The following is a 16,180-nucleotide window of genomic DNA, read 5'->3' as shown; positions in this document are numbered from 1 at the left end:
CGTGGCGCGCAGGATCACCGGAAGAAGCCACGGCGATCCGCGCACCGCCGACACCAGGGCCAAGGTCAAGGACGATTACCGGCCCTCGCGCGATGAAATCCTGCGCTATATCGCCGAAAACCCCGATCGTGCCGGAAAGCGCGATATCGCGAAGGCGTTCGCGCTGCGCGGCGACGACCGAATCTGGCTAAAGGATCTCCTGCGCAACCTGCAGGACGAAGGCGTTCTGACCAAGGAACGCAAGCGGCTGGCCCGCGTCGGCGCCCTGCCCCAAGTCGCAGTGCTCGACATCTTTGGCCGCGATGGCGACGGGGTCTTGCTGGCGCATCCGGCCGAGGCGGTCGGCCCGGGCGAACCTCCCGTGGTCTCGATCCGTGTTTCGCGCGGGGGGAACGGACCGGCGCCCGGCATCGGCGACCGTGTGCTGGCCAAGACCTTCCCGACTGACGATCCGTCAGGGCCTGCCTATACCGGCCGGGTGATGAAGATCTTCGAGAAGCGCACGGATGCCGTCCTCGGTGTCTTTCGCGTGCTTCAGGACGGCAGCTTCCGCATCGAGCCGGTGGAACGGCGCCAGCCCGAGCTGATCGTCGACAAGGAATTCCAGAACGGCGCCAAAAACGGCGACCTTGTCGAGGTCGAGCCCGCGCGAGCCTCGCGTTATGGGCTGCCGAGAGCCAAGGTGCTCAACGTGCTGGGTTCGCTGACGAGCGAAAAGGCGGTCTCGATGATCGCCATCCACGCGCACGACATTCCGCATATCTTCCCGGCCGAGGTGATAGCCGAATCCGAAGCCGTCAAGCCGGCGACGCTTGCCCATCGCGAGGACTGGCGCGACCTGCCCCTGGTGACCATCGATCCGGCTGATGCCAAGGACCATGACGACGCCGTCTTCGCCACCCCTGACCTCGACGAGAGAAATCTCGGCGGCTTTATCGCCACCGTCGCGATCGCCGATGTCGCCGCCTATGTCCGCTACGGCACGGCGCTCGACCGCGAGGCCCTGAAGCGTGGCAATTCGGTTTATTTCCCGGATCGCGTCGTGCCGATGCTGCCCGAGCGCATCTCCAACGATCTCTGCTCGCTGCGCGAGGGCCAGGATCGCCCGGCGCTAGCGGTGCGCATGACCTTCTCCGCCGATGGCCGCAAGATCAGGCATTCCTTTCACCGCGTCATGATGAAGTCGGCGGCCAAGGTCGCCTACAGCCAAGCCCAGGCGGCGATCGACGGCGTGCCGGACGACAAGACCGGCCCGATCCTCGACACGGTGCTGAGGCCGTTGTGGGACGCCTACGCGATCCTCAAGCGCGGGCGCGACAGCCGCCAGCCGCTCGAACTCGACCTGCCGGAGCGCAAGATCCTGCTCAAACCGGATGGCACGGTCGACCGCGTCATCGTGCCGGAGCGGCTCGACGCCCACAAGCTGATCGAAGAGTTCATGATCCAGGCCAATGTCGCCGCGGCCGAAACGCTGGAGGGCAAAAAGCAGGCGCTGGTCTACCGCATTCACGACGCGCCGTCGCTGGCCAAGCAGGAATCGCTGCGCGAATTCCTGCAGACGCTTAGCCTGTCGCTGGCACGCGGCGCCCAGATGCGGCCCAGCCAGTTCAACGGCATCCTGGACCGCGTACGCGGCGCCGACAATGAGGCGCTGGTCAACGAAGTGGTGCTGCGCTCGCAGAGCCAGGCCGAATATTCACCCAAGAACATCGGCCATTTCGGCCTCAACCTCAGGCGCTACGCGCATTTCACCTCGCCGATCCGCCGCTACGCGGACCTGATCGTCCATCGTGGGCTTATTGCCGCACTCGGTCTTGGACCCGGAGGACTGACGCAAGACGAGGAGGCGCGCCTCGAAGACGTTGCGGTGCTGATCTCCGGCACGGAACGGCGCGCAATGGCTGCCGAGCGCGACACGGTCGACCGGCTGATCTCCGCCTACCTCGCGGAGCGCATCGACGACCGCTTCGACGCCCGCATCTCCGGCGTCACCAAATCAGGACTTTTTGTCCAATTGCCGCAATATGGCGCCGATGGTTTCATCCCGGTGTCAACTCTGGGCGGCGATTACTATATATACGACGAAACGGCCCGCTCCCTGTTCGGAGAACGCTCGGGCAAAGGCTACCAACTCGCTGATCGTGTCGAGGTCCGGCTCGTCGAGGTGGCGCCAATGGCCGGAGCGATGCGCTTCGAGATGTTGACCGACCCAAAGCCCCTGCCAGGCTCCAGCAGGTCGTTTCACAAGGCTAAGGGCCGCGCCCGTGCGTCGCAATCGCGACCGGGGTCGCGCGGCAGGAGACGATGATGGAACAACAGGTTTTTGGCGGCGAACATCACTCGGGCCGGATTGCCCGGCCATTGTGGACGGCGATGAAGCGCGGCCTCTTGGGCCGCTGCCCGAATTGCGGCGAAGGCAAGCTGTTCCGCGGCTTCACCAAGACCGTCGAAACCTGCAGTGTCTGCGGCGAGGAGATTCATCACCATCGCGCCGACGATTTGCCCGCCTATCTCGTCATCGTCATCGTCGGCCACATCGTGCTCGGCGCCTTCATGGGTGTCGAGGCGACCTCGACGCTCTCCACCTGGCAACACATCCTCATCTGGGTGCCCTTGACCATCCTTCTCTCGATCGCGTTGCTGCAGCCTGTCAAAGGCGCCGTCATCGGATTGCAATGGGCGTTCTATATGCACGGATTTGGTGGCGAAAAGGATGTGATCGAGCCGCATCCCGGGGCCTGAGGTGTTGGCTGGCGCAACATGCCAATCGTTAAGGCCACTTTCGCATGCAAGAAGTTTCCGCTAGGTCCCGCGCATGGAAGCTATGACCAAGGCGGACGTCGACAAGATCGACAAGGGCCTGGCCGTGCATGACGGCCGGCCCCTGCGTCCGCGTGATGCCGCGACGCTCATCCTGCTCGACCGCAAAGGCGACGACGTCCTGGTGCTGATGGGACGCCGCCACGCCGCGCACGCCTTCATGCCAGGGAAATTCGTTTTCCCGGGCGGCCGTACCGACCCTGCCGACAGCCGCATCCCGACGGCGACCGCCCTTAACCAGCACGAAGAAGCCAAGCTGACGGCCGGCCCCGGCCGCACCAGCCACGCCCGAGCCCGTGCCATCGCTTTGTCGGCGGTCCGCGAAACCTATGAGGAAGCCGGCCTGCTGATCGGCCGCAAAGGCGCCTTTGCGACGACCAGGCGCGACTGGCAGGGTTTCGTCGAACATGGCGTGGCACCGTCGCTGGAGGCGTTGCGCTTCGTCGCGCGCGCCATCACGCCGCCGAACCGGGTGCGCCGATTCGACACCCGCTTCTTCAGCGCCTGGCGTGGCGACGTCGCCATCGAATTGCCCGATGGCGGCCCGACCAACGAGCTGGAGGAACTGGTCTGGCTGCCGCTCGCCAAGGCCAAGCAGGCTGATATACCCGACATCACCCGAATGATCCTGGACGAGTTGGAAAGGCGGCTCGCCCACGATCCGCTGCTGCGTCCGGGTGGCCCCGTCCCCTTCTACCGGCTTGTCCGCAACCGCTTCACCCGCGAACTTCTCTAGAGCAATTCCAGGAAAAGTGTGACCCGGTTTTCCCGGGACAAGAGCGAAGCACTTGCCCTTGGGAATTGCGTAAGATCAAACAGACAGAGTATTCAGCATCTCATGACGGTCGATACCCAACCACAGGGCGACGAACGCGTACACTGGCTGCCGATGGTGGCGGCGATCTCGTCGATCAGCGTCGTCGGCATTGCCATCGGCCTCGGCATGCCGCTGCTCAGCGTCATCCTGGAAACACGCGGCCATTCGGCCTCGATGATCGGCCTCAACACGGCCGTCGCCGGCCTGGCCTCGATCGCCGGGGCGCCGCTCGCCACGCCGCTCGCCATGCGCTTTGGCGTCGCCTGGACCATGATCGCCATGATTGCTACCGGCGCGCTGGCTTTCGTCGGTTTCCATTTCGCGCCTGATTTCTGGATGTGGTTTCCGCTGCGCGTCGTGCTGCACATCGCGCTGACGGTGCTGTTCATCCTGTCGGAATTCTGGATCAGCACATCAGCACCGCCGCACCGGCGCGGCCTTGTGCTTGGCATCTACGCCACCGTCCTGTCGCTCGGCTTTGCCGCAGGGCCGTGGCTGTTCGCCCATCTCGGCAGTTCCGGCTTCAGGCCGTTTGGCGTCATCATCGCCCTGGTGACGCTCGCCGCCATACCGGTTCTGGCCGCCCGCAACGAAAGCCCTACCATCGTGGCGGAGAGCGAGACCAGCCACTTCCTGCGCTACATCTGGCTGGTGCCGACCGCGACTTTCGCCGTGCTGGTGTTCGGCGCGGTCGAGACCGGCGGCTTCGCGCTGTTCCCGGTCTATGGCAACCGCATCGGATATTCCGAGGCCGACGCGGCGTTGCTGCTGACCATGATCGGCCTTGGCAATGTGCTGTTGCAGATCCCGATCGGCATGATCAGCGACCGCGTCTCGGACCGGCGCTATCTGCTGCTCGCCTGTGCCACGGTTGGTCTCGTCGGCACGATATTCATGCCGTTCTTTGCCGCGAACTGGCATTTGATGGCAGCGCTTCTCTTCGTCTGGGGCGGTGTCGTTGCTGCCATGTACACGATCGGTCTTGCCCATCTCGGTTCGCAGCTCTCCGGCCACGAACTGGCGTCGGCCAATGCTGCTTTCGTGCTGTGCTATGGCGTCGGCATGGTGCTTGGGCCGCAGGCGATCGGCATCGGCATGGACAGTTTCGGGCCTTCCGGCTTCGGCTGGTCGCTCGGCCTTTTCTTCGCCGCCTACATCGCCCTGGTCTGCTTCAGGCTCGTTCGCAAGATCCTGCTGTAGAGCCCAACCCGTCGCTTATCGGCACCGCCCAGCGACAGGCTGCTGACAGAACCGTGTCAGCAGCCACCGGTTAAAAGGGTGTCCTAAAACACCTGAACCGAGGACACTCCGATGATCGACAGCGGCTTTGAAACCACTTCGCTGCGAATGACCCTCCTGCTGCTCGTCAGCTTCCAGGCTCCGGCTGCCGACGTCGACCGCATCATGGACGCGGTTGTGGCGATCGCACCGCTTGCCATGGGCAAGTATGACCGCAATGCCTATCAGTCGGCGCACGGCATCGAGCGCTACAGGCCCCTTGAAGGGGCAGCGGCCGGCGCCGAAACCGAATTGCGCCGCCGTCCGGGCACGGTCGAGGTTTCCTTCGAATTGCCCGACGACCAGGCGCTGGCGGCCCGCGTCGTCGAGGCGATTTTCCAGGCCCATTCCTATCAGGAGCCGGTGATCCGCATCCAGCCGATCCTTGCCAGCCGCTCCAAGGGGCTGGACGACCGCGCCAATCCGAATCGCTGGTGGAACACGACCGGAGACTGGAAGAAGGTCGCGGTATCGGAGGCGCAAACCGTCTGATTTATGCATACCGGGCAGCTTGAGCGGGCCACATCGGGTCCACCGGGCTTGACTTTCCAGGCACGTTCTTTATGTGTCGCGCCAAGTTTCCCGCGTCCGGGTGTTTTCCCCGTGCTCCAGCGGCCAAAACTCCACGAACATAACGGACTGAGATCATGGCCAAAGCCGCAAACATCAAGATCAAGCTTCTGTCGACCGCCGACACCGGTTTCTTCTACGTCACCAGCAAGAACAGCCGTACCAAGACCGACAAGCTGTCGTTCCGCAAGTACGACCCGGTCGCCAAGAAGCACGTCGAATTCAAGGAAACCAAGATCAAGTAATCTGGGTTTCCCTCTGGAATGCAAAAACGCCGCCCGATGGGCGGCGTTTTTGTTTGCAAGGCGGAAGGCTACGGCTGGGTGCGCTCAGCCCGGCTGAATTCATTCAGCCTGACTGAATTCATTCAGCCGATACGGTCGCCGCTTTCCCTGTCAAACAGATGCAGCGACGCCGGATCGGCCGCCAGCCGCACGACGTCGCCGGGTTTCACGCCCGCGCGGCCCATGGCAAAGACGCAAAGCTGCTGGCCGGCCAGCTTGACATAGAACTGCGTCGACAGGCCGAGCGGCTCCACCACACCGACTTCGCCTTGCAGCGCACCGTCATCGGCCAGCCTTATATGCTCGGGCCGCAGGCCGACGGTGATGACGTCGCCATCCCCGAGCGGCAATCCGTCCGGCAACCGAAGCTTCTGGCCATCGGACAATACGGCGTCCATCTTGCCGCCCTTCTCCACCACCGCCGGCAGGAAATTCATGCCCGGCGAGCCGATGAAGCCGGCGACGAACATGTTGGCCGGCCGGTCATAGAGATCGAGCGGCGCGCCGACCTGCTGGATCAGCCCGTCATGCATGACGACGATGCGGTCGGCCATGGTCATCGCCTCGATCTGGTCGTGGGTGACGTAGACCGAAGTGGTCTTCAATTGCTGGTGCAGGGCCTTGATCTCGGCGCGCATGTGGACGCGCAGCTTGGCGTCGAGGTTCGACAGCGGCTCGTCGAAGAGAAAAACCTTGGGATCGCGCACGATGGCGCGGCCCATGGCGACACGCTGCCGCTGGCCACCTGACAATTGCCTGGGCAGGCGTTGCAGGAACGTATCCAGCCCCAGCCGCTTGGCAGCACCATCGACGCGAGCATCGATCGCCGGCTTCTCGGCCTTTCGCAACATCAGGCTGAAGCCCATGTTCTTCGATACGTCCATATGCGGATAGAGCGCATAGGACTGGAACACCATGGCGATGTCGCGATCCTTCGGCGCGACATCGTTGACCAGCCGCTCGCCGATGCGGATTTCGCCGCCGGAGGCCTCCTCCAGCCCGGCGATCATCCGCAAAAGCGTGGACTTGCCGCAACCTGACGGTCCGACCAGCACGACGAACTCGCCGTCGGCGATCTCGAGATCGACCGCATGCAGGACGCGCACGGCGCCGTAATCCTTGCGAACCTTTTCGAGCGTGACAGAGGCCATCGATCATCCTTTGACGGCGCCGGCGGTCAGGCCGGTGACGAGATAGCGTTGCAGGAAGGCGAAGAAGATGCAGACCGGGATCAGCGCCAGGATCGACGCCGCCATCATCTGCCCCCAGTCGACGGCAAACTTGCCGATGAAGGTGAGCAGGCCGACGGCGAAGGTCTTCTGGTCGTCGCTGGAAATCAGCATCAGCGCGAACAGAAGCTCGCTCCATGCCGCGGTGAAGACGAAGCCCAGTGTCGCGCCCATGCCTGGCAGGGTCAGCGGCACGATCACCCGGCGCATTGCCTGCGCACGCGTGCAGCCGTCGATCATCGCCGCCTCTTCGAGGTCCTTCGGGATGCCGTCGAAGAAGGACTGCATCAGGAAGGTGGCGAAGGCAGTGTTGAAGGCGGTGTAGATGATGATCAGCCCGGTCAGACTGTTGATCAGGCCGATCTGGCCCATCACGCGGTAGATCGGCGGAATGACCATCACCAGCGGAAAGGTCTGGGTCAAAAGCAGCATCAGCGCCAGCGCCGCCTTGCCGCGAAAGGTGAAGCGCGACATGGCGTAGCCGGCAAGCGTGGCGATCACCGTCACCAGGGCAGCCGTCGACACCGAGACGATGACGCTGTTGATGAAATAGCGCGGGAAATCGGTGGCTTCGAGCACGGTGATGAAGTTCTGTAGCGTCATGTGCGACGGCCAGAAGGTTATGCCTTCGGAATAGAGAAGCCGCTCCGGCGTGACCGAGATCTTCAGCGTCCAGTAGATCGGGAACAGTGCGAAGACCACATAGGCCGCGATTGCCGCGTAGAGACCGACGCCGCCGAAAAACCGTTGTGAAGCAGAGCGTCCCGCGATCATCAGACGTGCCTCACAAGCGAGCGGCGGATGGCGATCAGCGCAATCGCATAGGCGATAAGCAGGACGAGCAGCAGCACGGCCACAGCCGAGGCATAGCCCTTGTCCAGCGACTTGAAGGCGCTGACATAGATGTAGACCGGCACCGTGTTGGTCGAGCCGGCCGGCCCGCCCTCGGTCATGACGAAGATCAGGTCGGCGAAGGTGGCGATCCAGATCGTGCGCAGCATCACCGTGATGGCTATGGTCGGCGCCAGGAACGGCAGCGTCACCTTGGTGAAGCGTTGCCAGGGCGAAGCGCCGTCGATCGCCGCCGCCTCATGCAGCTCCGAGGGAATCGACTTCAGCGCCGCCAGCAGCGTGATGGCGAAGAACGGAATGCCGAACCAGACATTGGCGACGATCGGCCCCCACATGGCGGTGGCCGGATCGGAAAGCACGTTGGTCGGCTCGGCTTTCAGCCCCAAGGCGAACAGCCAGTGCGGCAGCGGACCGATGATCGGGTTGAACAGCCAGGCCCAGGTCAGGCCCGACAGGAAGGACGGCACCGCCCAGGGCAGGAAGACCAGCGCCTGCACCGCCTTGCGGCCTGGGAACGGCTTGTCGAGCAGCAGCGCCAGGCCAAGGCCGAGGAAGAATTGGAAGAACAGGCTGGCGACCGTCCACCACAGCGTGTTGACCAGCGCCTGCCCCAGCACCTGGTCCGAAAACATCGCCTGATACTGCCCGAGCCCGACATATTCCGACTTGAAGGCGGAGAACTTGCGGAAGGAATAGCTGATGCCGATGACCAGCGGCACGAGCAGCACCACGACCAGCAGGATGATCGCCGGGCTGAGATAGAGCCAGGGCTCGATGGCAGCGTGTGTGAGCCACTTACGTCGCGGCTTGCCGACAGATCGTATTTCGGACACGGCATAGGTCATTGGCTGTGGAACGTCCTTTGGGAGCGCGGCGTTGGCGACAAGCGTCCTTCTCCCCGTTCAACGGGGAGAAGATGCCGGCAGGCAGATCACGGGCGGCGCCAGCTTCTGAGAACTCAGCGCTGCCCCTCATCTGGCCCTGTCGGGCCACCTTCTCCCCGTGAACGGGGAGAAGGAAAAGCCTGCGCTTACTTCTTGTTCTTCGCCAGCCAGTCCTGCTGCTCCTTGGTCAGGAAGGCAGCCCACTGGTCGGCGACGTCCTTGGCCGTCTTCTGGCCGAGCAGCACTTCCTGGAAGTTCTTGATCGCCACCTGGTCGACGAAGTTGCCAAGGTTTTCGAGGTGCGTCGGCGGCGTCACCATCTCATATTTGGCGCCGTCGCTCAGTTCGGTGAACCAGCCCTTGAACTGCTCGGTCTTGAAGTGGGCGTCCTGGTCGGCGCCCTTGTGGATCGGGATGACGCCGACTTCCTTGGCCCATTCCAGATTGTCCTTCGGCGAGAGCAGCGTCGCCATCAACTTCCAGGCATCATCCTTGTGCTGCGAGTTGGCGAACATCGCCCAGCCGGCATAGCCCAGCGTCGGATAGGACTTGCCGCTCGGCCCGGTCGGCATCGGCGCCACGGCGAAGTCGTCGGCGCTCATCTTGTCGGCGATGCCGAGCAGCGCGTCCGGATCCTGGTTGAGCATGGCGCAGGTGCCGGAATAGAAGCCGGTGACCGTTTCGTTGAAACCCCAGCTCACGGCATCCTTCGGCGCCAGGCCGTCCTTGTACATGTCGGCCAGCATCTGCAGGCCCTTGACCGAGCCCTCTTCATTGATGGTCGAGGTGCCGGCCTCGTTGAAATAGCCACCCTTGCCGGCGGCGATGTTCATGAACATGTGCATGCCGTTGAAGGCGCCCGGCCCGCCGCGCAGGCAGTAGCCGTATTTGCCGGGAATGGCCGAGATTTTCTTGGAATCGGCGACGAATTCGTCAAGCGTCGCCGGCGGACCGTCGAGGCCGGCTTGCTTGAACAGCTTCTTGTTCCAGAACAGCGCGTTCACATAGTAGCCGTAGGGGATCATGAACTGGGTGTTGTTGACCGTCGAGCCGAACTGCTTGGCGCGGTCGCCGAGCGTCTTGGCGTCGTCCCACTTGGCCATATAGGGGCCGAGATCCTCGAGCTGAGCGTTGTTGGCGTAAAGCCCCATCCAGCGTTCCGGCATCTCGACCACATCGGGCGTATCGCCGGCCTGCACCATGGTCAGGAATTTTTCAAATGCCTGCCCCCAGGGCAGCGAGACCAGCTCGACCTTGACGCCCGGATTGGCCGCCTCGAACTCGGCAATCTGCTTTTTCAGGAACTCCGTGCGCGGCGGGCTGGTGATGACCTCGACCATTTTCAGGGTCGAATCGGCGAGCGCGCCCCCGGCGGAAATTGCCAGCCCCGCGACGGTGGCAAGCATGACGGTCAGTTTTTTCATGTTCAAGACTCCCATTTTGAACCCGCTTGTTATTTTCTGGCTTTTTCGAAGGCCTGGGCGACATCCGCCCAAAGATCCTCGACACTTTCCAATCCGACATTGAAGCGGATGGTTCGGGGGCTGACGCCGAAGCGCGCCATCGAATTCAGTCCCGGCGTCTGCTCCAGCGACGCCTTGGCCGGCACGACCAGGCTCTCATGCCCACCCCAGCTGACGCCGATGCGGAAATATTTCAACGCGTCGACGAAGACGGGAATGTCGATATCCTCGGTAACTTCGAACGAGAACAACCCGCCATAGCCGGCAAGCGTCGCCTTGCCCGGATGGTTCGAATAGACGGGGTGGTTGACCCGCTCGACATTGCCATGCGCCTTCAGCCGTTCGGCGATGGCGAGCCCGCTCTTCATGTGGTGCGGCAGGCGCAGCGGCAGCGTGCGCAGGCCGCGCAGCAAGAGCCAGGCCTCGAACGGTGACAGCTTGCCGCCGAGATAGGAATAGGTCTGCTCGTTGATGTGTTTGATGTGCGCGGCCGAGCCCGCCACCACGCCGGCAACGGTGTCGCTGTGGCCGCCGAGATATTTCGAGGCCGAGTGCAGCACGAGATCGACGCCGTGCGAGATCGGCTTCTGGAACACCGGCGTCGCCCAGGAATTGTCGATGGTGGTGATGATGCCCTGCTCCTTGGCCAGCCGGGTCAGATGCGGCAGGTCCTGAAGCTCGAACATCATCGAGGTCGGGCTTTCCAGATAAAGCAGCTTTGCGCCGGGCAATGCCGCCGCCACCGCATCCGGGTCCGAGCCGTCGACATAATCGACCTTGATGTTGAGCCGCGGCAGGAGCCGCTCGAACAGCCGGTAGGCATCGCCATAGCAATTGCGTACCGCGACGATGCGCTCGCCCGCCCCGACGAAGGCAAGCACGGTGGCGCTGATCGCTGCCATGCCGCTTGAAAAGCCGCGCGCGGCCTCGGCGCCTTCGAGCGCCGCGACACGCGCCTCGAACTCCATGACCGTCGGATTGTCGCCGCGCGAATAGATCGGCTGCTTTCGCTTGCCGGCAAAGGTATCGGCCATTTCGGCGTAATTGGCGAAGGTGAACAGCGACGTCTGGTAGATAGGCGGCACGACGGCGCCGCCGGGGAACGGTTCATCATGCGCCAAAAGCGTCGCCGCCTCGGCGAGATAGTCTTGATCGAAACCGGCTGGGTGCTCGTTCATCTCAGGTCCGAAAGTTTGAGTTTGGCCGCACCGCGCTTCAGGTCGTCCTCGACGGTGGCGATGAGCTTCAGCGCCTCGCCGCGGGCGCCTTGCGGATCACGCGCGGCGATGCACTCGTAGATGGTGCGGTGATAGGGAAAGCTGGCATGGCCGAAATCGCGCACGCCGAGTGGATGTTCCCAGAAACGGTGGAACAGTTCGTGCATGGCCGCGATGATCTGTTCGAACAGCGGATTGCCGGAGACCCGGTAGATCGCCTGGTGGAATTCCCAGTCCTCTTCCGATGACATGCCGTCTAGGGTGCGAAACGCCTGCTCCATGATATCGAGCTTGCGTTCGATCTCGGCAATGTCGGCGGGGCTTGCCCGCTCGGCGCACAGTGCCGCCGCTTCCGCTTCCAGTGCGCGGCGGATTTCCAGCGTCTGCATCAGGCTGGTGAAATCATTGCCGCCCGCCAGCGTCAGCGGCAGATGCAGCATATCGGGCGATACGGCCGCCTTGAGATAGGTGCCGCTGCCTTGCCGGCGCTCGACCAGGCCCAATCCCTCCCACCGCGTCAGCGCCTCGCGCACCGTGTTGCGGCTGACCTTGAGCCGTTCGGCCAGGATGCGCTCGGTCGGCAGTCGCTCACCAGGCTGCAAGGCCTCGGCGCGGACGAAGCCCACCAATGCCTTCAGCACGGCGTCGTCGCGCGCCGTCGTCTGAATGGGTGGCAGGCTGTTCTGGTCCACACTTCCTCCAAGTGGTCCAATGGTCCAACCAATTTCTGCATAGATGGAGCCTCCTGTCAATCGCTTGTCAGGAGGCAGCCGCCTTCAGCCTGTGGAAGCCAGCCTTCAGTCCGTGGAAGAGTGTGACGCGCTGCGTTCGGAAGGACACCCGGCTGCGGCAGCCGGTCCGAACCATCTGGTCAGCGCATCGGCCAATCCCTGTGGAGTCCCAACTCCTACCCAGGCCACATATCCATCGGGCCGGATCAAAACCGCGTCGGGCGCAGCGACCGTTCCGAGTACGGGAAGCTCCCAGGCACCGGCATACCTGGCGTCGATCTGCCGGATCCGGCCGGCCGAAGGCGCACTGTCCAGTCTGCCTGGTTCACCGAAATGGAGGAGCACCGGCCGCGCGTCGTGCAGCAAGGTAAACAGCCGCAACGGCCCGTTGGCGGTGAGCAGATCGAGGTCGGGCATTCGCCGCCCAAGCAGCGCGTGCCCTTCCCCGAGGTCGTAGTGGACACCCAGGCCGGACATCTCGGCGGCGATTCGTTTGCGTGGCCCGTCCATGGCGAGCAGTTCGGCAAACGTGTCGCCCAGAGCCTTGGTGCGGTCGTCCCTGCGACGAAGCGCGACCTGCGCCATCGCATTGCGCAGCACGCGGGCGGCAACCGGATGGCGTTCGGCATGGTAGCTGTCGAGCAGGCTTTCAGGGGACGTCGCCTTGACCACCTGGGCCAGCTTCCATCCCAGGTTCACCGCGTCCTGCACGCCGATATTGAGGCCCTGTCCGCCCATTGGGGGATGGATGTGCGCAGCATCGCCGGCGAGCAGAATACGTTTGTTGCGGTAAGACGCGGCCTGGCGTGTCATGTCGGTGAACCGGGAAATCCAGGTCGGATTGTGGACCCCGTAATCGGTGCCGTAAACCGCGACAAGCGCCTCGCTGAGATCGCGCAGCGTAGGTTCGCCGCCAATGGTCAGATGCCTCTCGGTCAACACCACACCCACGCGGTCGCTTTCTTCAATCTTGCCTATCGCATGAATACCGTAGGCGTCGCTGCGAAAGCCCCATGCAGGTTCCTCAGACATCTCGACGTCGGCGATCATCCAGCTCATCGTCGGATCCCACCCGTCGAACGCGATGCCCGCCGCCTTGCGGATGATGCTGCGTCCTCCGTCGCAGCCGACGAGATATTGCGCTCTCAGGCACCGACCACCGGACAGTTCGACGTCGACGCCATCGTCATCCTGTGCGAGGCCCGTGACGTCCTGTCCGCGATAGATCGGCACCCCCAACTGGCTGATCCAGTCGGCCAACAGCCGCTCGATATGGTTTTGCCGCAGCGCCAGCAGATAATTGTGCCGCGTGGGAAAATCGCTGATGTCCAACCGGATCATGTGGAAGCCCACGGACGGCGATAGCTGTCCCTGTGATAAGAACCGGTCGGCAATTCCACGCTGGTCGAGTACCTCGATGGTGCGTGCGTGCAGGCCACCCGCTCGCGAGCCGATGAGTTCCTGGTTGGGCCGCCGCTCGACAATGGCCACATCGACGCCCGCCAATGCGAGTTCGCCACCCAGCATCAACCCGGTCGGACCGCCTCCGGCGATCACCACTGCACGGTCCCGACCTACTTGGCCTCTTGGCAACAATTCCGGCATTCGCCACTCCCGTTTCGGTTAACTTGGGTCGTGGTTTTACGGGAACAGCCAGGTCTTGCCGCAAGCCCCTTGTACGCCATATGTATGAAATGGAGGGGGTAGCCTCTCGCCTTCCCCTCTGCATACGGCAGTGAAAAGGTCGCGCGTTGCGAAGCGATAGAGCGCGAGGTGCCGTTAGAACCCAGGAAAGCGTTCTTCAGATCCTGCCGCGCACAAAAAAGCCCCGGCACTTCCGGGGCTTGGCGCGGAATCCTGATGTCATGTCGGACAAGAGGGGGCCGGTCGGCGTTTGGCAGCGGTACGAGGAGGCCACTATGTGCCAGCGCCGGCCGGCCGACCCCACGGACCCAGGAGATGCGGCGGACCTGAGCATCATGGGGTATTCCTGAGGGACCGAGCCGGCTGTCTACCCTCGTGCCGGCTTCGTCTTGGCCTGCACATTTGCGCAAGAGCTTATGAAAATCAACAGTTTCTTAACCAAGGCTCGCGAATCGCTTGGATTAAGGTAAATGGGTAACCCTGTTGGGTTGACCGGATAATCGGGCCCGGACCGTCAGGCCGCCTTGGCAACGACGCGGTTGCGGCCGCCGCTCTTGGCTTCGTAGAGCGCGAGATCGGCGCGCTTCATCAGCGCGGTCGCCGTATCCACGCCCTTCAGCACCGATGACACGCCAACGCTGACGGTGACCTCGATCGTCTTGCCGTCGGCGCCGATGGCGAAAGGCTTCTGGGCGATTTCGGCACGGATGCGTTCGGCCACCTTCTCGGCCACGGTGCCGTCGGTGTCCGGCATCACCACCACGAACTCCTCGCCGCCGAACCGGCAGGCAAGGTCGATACCCCTGACGTTCTTGCGCAGCCGCCGCGCGAATTCGCGCAGCACCTCGTCGCCGCCATCATGGCCGTGCGCGTCATTGATGGACTTGAAGCGGTCGAGATCGGTGATCATCACCGACAGTGGCCGGCGCCGCGCCACTGCGCGGTCGAACAGCGTCTGCAGATGGCTGTCGAGATAGCGGCGGTTGTGCAGCCCGGTCAGGCCGTCGGTCACGGCCATTTCGATGGTCTGGGTGACGCTGGCGCGCAATTGGTCGTTGTAGCGCTTGCGGCGCACCTGGGTGCGCAGCCGCGCCGTCAGTTCCTGCTGGTCGATCGGCCGCATCAGATAGTCGTTGATGCCGAGTTCGAGCCCTCGGATGAGGCGCTCTTCCTCGCCCTCCTCCGCCAAAAGGATGATCGGCACAAAACGGGTGCGGTCGAGCGAGCGCAGTTGCGAGCAGAGCCTGAGCGGATCGAAATCGGCGAAGGTGGTCGAGATCATCACGCATTCATAGGGCGTTTCGGCGGCCTGGAAGAACCCGGCATGCGGATCACCGGTGACGTCGAGATCGGCACGGTCGCGCAACATCTTCTGGATGCGCTCGACCGACGATTTGCGCTCATCGATCAAAAGTACTTTCGGCGTCGTGTCCTCGGACGCGAAATTGCGGCTCAAAAGTTCCTCGATGCCTATGTTGCGTGTGGTCGAGGCGCGTAGCCGAAGCTCGTCGGTCAGCGACTTCAGGCGGACCAGGCTCTTGACGCGCGTCATCAGTTGCAGGTCGTTGACCGGCTTGGTCAGGAAATCGTCGGCACCGGCCTCCAGCCCGCGCACGCGGTCTGAGACCTGGTCGAGCGCGGTGATCATCACCACCGGAATGTGCGACGTCGCCGGATCGCTCTTCAGCCGCCGGCAGACCTCGAACCCGTCCATATCGGGCATCATCACGTCGAGCAGCACGACATCGACCTTGCCGTTCTCGCAGGTCTCGATCGCGTCGGGCCCGTTGGTGGCGGTCAGCACCTCGAAATATTCGGCCAGCAGCCGGACTTCCAGCAGCCTCACATTGGCAGGGATGTCGTCGACGACGAGGATCCGCGCGGTCATTTCACAAGGCTCCGGCTCGGCTGGAAGGGCACATCAGGCATCGCCCAGATAGGATTTGATGGTTTCGATGAAGCGCGGCACCGAGATCGGCTTCGAAATATAGGCCTCGCAGCCACCCTGGCGGATGCGCTCCTCATCGCCTTTCATCGCGAAGGCAGTCACCGCAATGACCGGGATGACGTGTAAATCATCGTCCTCCTTCAGCCATTTGGTCACTTCCAGCCCCGACACTTCGGGCAGTTGGATATCCATCAGGATAAGGTCCGGCCGGTGCTGGCGCGCCAGGTCGAGCGCCTCGAGACCGTTGCGGGTGCGCACCGTCTCGTAGCCGCTTGCTTCGATGAGGTCCCGAAAGAGCTTCATATTGAGCTCGTTGTCCTCGACGATCATGACCTTCTTAGGCATCGACATCCCGTCCCGGCCGTCCTCCGCCCGGAGGTGGCCGTCATGCGCTCTTTCCTTGAACGCACCAAACCCTGCTTCACTATACGGCAATATGATTG

15 protein-coding genes are annotated in these 16,180 nt (G+C 63.2%); 6 read left to right on the top strand and 9 right to left on the bottom strand.

What is annotated here, in order from left to right; all coding sequences use genetic code 11:
* The first annotated feature begins 1 nt into the window (after position 1).
* The 6 genes from rnr (at position 2) to rpmG (ending at position 5,730) form a co-directional block, all read left to right on the top strand.
* Complete coding sequence (rnr, locus tag EN850_RS19470; RefSeq protein WP_136092046.1) at positions 2-2,308, top strand: ribonuclease R; 2,307 nt, start codon at positions 2-4, stop codon at positions 2,306-2,308.
* Positions 2,308-2,742, top strand: a complete 435-nt coding sequence (locus tag EN850_RS19465) for a DUF983 domain-containing protein (RefSeq protein ID WP_135864396.1) — start codon at positions 2,308-2,310, stop codon at positions 2,740-2,742. The genes rnr and EN850_RS19465 overlap by 1 nt, the downstream gene beginning before the upstream one ends.
* A gap of 73 nt (positions 2,743-2,815) precedes the next feature.
* Positions 2,816-3,556, top strand: a complete 741-nt coding sequence (locus tag EN850_RS19460) for an NUDIX hydrolase (RefSeq protein ID WP_135864394.1) — start codon at positions 2,816-2,818, stop codon at positions 3,554-3,556.
* 102 nt (positions 3,557-3,658) lie between these two features.
* Positions 3,659-4,837, top strand: coding sequence for an MFS transporter (locus EN850_RS19455; RefSeq protein WP_135928627.1), 1,179 nt, complete (start codon positions 3,659-3,661; stop codon positions 4,835-4,837).
* A gap of 111 nt (positions 4,838-4,948) precedes the next feature.
* Positions 4,949-5,407, top strand: coding sequence for a hypothetical protein (locus EN850_RS19450; protein ID WP_135928626.1), 459 nt, complete (start codon positions 4,949-4,951; stop codon positions 5,405-5,407).
* A gap of 155 nt (positions 5,408-5,562) precedes the next feature.
* A complete protein-coding gene (gene rpmG / locus EN850_RS19445; RefSeq protein ID WP_006201775.1) occupies positions 5,563-5,730 on the top strand; it encodes a 50S ribosomal protein L33 in 168 nt (55 codons plus the stop codon).
* A 122-nt stretch (positions 5,731-5,852) separates the two neighbouring features.
* Here the strand turns inward: rpmG and ugpC are convergent, their stop codons facing one another.
* From ugpC to EN850_RS19395, 9 genes are all read right to left on the bottom strand, one after another.
* Entirely contained in the window at positions 5,853-6,920 is a 1,068-nt protein-coding gene (ugpC, locus tag EN850_RS19440) for a sn-glycerol-3-phosphate ABC transporter ATP-binding protein UgpC (protein ID WP_135915806.1), read from the bottom strand.
* Positions 6,921-6,923: 3 nt separating this feature from the next.
* Entirely contained in the window at positions 6,924-7,772 is an 849-nt protein-coding gene (locus EN850_RS19435; RefSeq protein ID WP_135864390.1) for a carbohydrate ABC transporter permease, read from the bottom strand.
* Positions 7,772-8,695, bottom strand: a complete 924-nt coding sequence (locus EN850_RS19430) for a sugar ABC transporter permease (RefSeq protein WP_127872594.1) — start codon at positions 8,693-8,695, stop codon at positions 7,772-7,774. The genes EN850_RS19435 and EN850_RS19430 overlap by 1 nt, the downstream gene beginning before the upstream one ends.
* Before the next feature lie 185 nt (positions 8,696-8,880).
* Complete coding sequence (locus tag EN850_RS19425; RefSeq protein ID WP_135880492.1) at positions 8,881-10,158, bottom strand: sugar ABC transporter substrate-binding protein; 1,278 nt, start codon at positions 10,156-10,158, stop codon at positions 8,881-8,883.
* 29 nt (positions 10,159-10,187) lie between these two features.
* Positions 10,188-11,375, bottom strand: coding sequence for a PLP-dependent transferase (locus EN850_RS19420; protein WP_135880493.1), 1,188 nt, complete (start codon positions 11,373-11,375; stop codon positions 10,188-10,190).
* Positions 11,372-12,106 carry a FadR/GntR family transcriptional regulator gene (locus tag EN850_RS19415; protein WP_127872597.1) on the bottom strand — a complete coding sequence of 245 codons (735 nt, stop codon included), beginning with the start codon at positions 12,104-12,106 and terminating at the stop codon, positions 11,372-11,374. Before EN850_RS19415 ends, EN850_RS19420 begins: the two co-directional genes overlap by 4 nt.
* Before the next feature lie 105 nt (positions 12,107-12,211).
* Entirely contained in the window at positions 12,212-13,750 is a 1,539-nt protein-coding gene (locus EN850_RS19410) for an FAD-dependent monooxygenase (RefSeq protein WP_127278637.1), read from the bottom strand.
* 553 nt (positions 13,751-14,303) lie between these two features.
* Positions 14,304-15,677: a PleD family two-component system response regulator gene (locus tag EN850_RS19400; protein ID WP_136092045.1), complete on the bottom strand. Its 1,374-nt coding sequence runs from the start codon at positions 15,675-15,677 to the stop codon at positions 14,304-14,306.
* A gap of 33 nt (positions 15,678-15,710) precedes the next feature.
* Positions 15,711-16,082, bottom strand: coding sequence for a response regulator (locus EN850_RS19395; protein ID WP_006334976.1), 372 nt, complete (start codon positions 16,080-16,082; stop codon positions 15,711-15,713).
* Between the last annotated feature and the right edge of the window lie 98 nt (positions 16,083-16,180).

The sequence above is a fragment of the Mesorhizobium sp. M8A.F.Ca.ET.207.01.1.1 genome, from assembly GCF_004794715.1.
In the GTDB taxonomy this organism is placed as follows: Bacteria; Pseudomonadota; Alphaproteobacteria; order Rhizobiales; family Rhizobiaceae; genus Mesorhizobium.
The sequence above is the reverse complement of the archived record's forward strand: the minus strand, read 5'-3'. Positions and strand labels throughout refer to the sequence as shown.

Bases quoted from the DNA above. Each gene is read 5' to 3' on its own strand.
- EN850_RS19465 (WP_135864396.1), top strand. From the start codon at position 2,308: ATGGAACAACAGGTTTTTGGCGGCGAACATCACTCGGGCCGGATTGCC.
- EN850_RS19460 (WP_135864394.1), top strand. From the start codon at position 2,816: ATGGAAGCTATGACCAAGGCGGACGTCGACAAGATCGACAAGGGCCTG.
- EN850_RS19455 (WP_135928627.1), top strand. From the start codon at position 3,659: ATGACGGTCGATACCCAACCACAGGGCGACGAACGCGTACACTGGCTG.
- EN850_RS19450 (WP_135928626.1), top strand. From the start codon at position 4,949: ATGATCGACAGCGGCTTTGAAACCACTTCGCTGCGAATGACCCTCCTG.
- rpmG (WP_006201775.1), top strand. From the start codon at position 5,563: ATGGCCAAAGCCGCAAACATCAAGATCAAGCTTCTGTCGACCGCCGAC.
- ugpC (WP_135915806.1), bottom strand. From the start codon at position 6,920: ATGGCCTCTGTCACGCTCGAAAAGGTTCGCAAGGATTACGGCGCCGTG.
- EN850_RS19435 (WP_135864390.1), bottom strand. From the start codon at position 7,772: ATGATCGCGGGACGCTCTGCTTCACAACGGTTTTTCGGCGGCGTCGGT.
- EN850_RS19430 (WP_127872594.1), bottom strand. From the start codon at position 8,695: ATGACCTATGCCGTGTCCGAAATACGATCTGTCGGCAAGCCGCGACGT.
- EN850_RS19425 (WP_135880492.1), bottom strand. From the start codon at position 10,158: ATGAAAAAACTGACCGTCATGCTTGCCACCGTCGCGGGGCTGGCAATT.
- EN850_RS19420 (WP_135880493.1), bottom strand. From the start codon at position 11,375: ATGAACGAGCACCCAGCCGGTTTCGATCAAGACTATCTCGCCGAGGCG.
- EN850_RS19410 (WP_127278637.1), bottom strand. From the start codon at position 13,750: ATGCCGGAATTGTTGCCAAGAGGCCAAGTAGGTCGGGACCGTGCAGTG.
- EN850_RS19400 (WP_136092045.1), bottom strand. From the start codon at position 15,677: ATGACCGCGCGGATCCTCGTCGTCGACGACATCCCTGCCAATGTGAGG.
- EN850_RS19395 (WP_006334976.1), bottom strand. From the start codon at position 16,082: ATGCCTAAGAAGGTCATGATCGTCGAGGACAACGAGCTCAATATGAAG.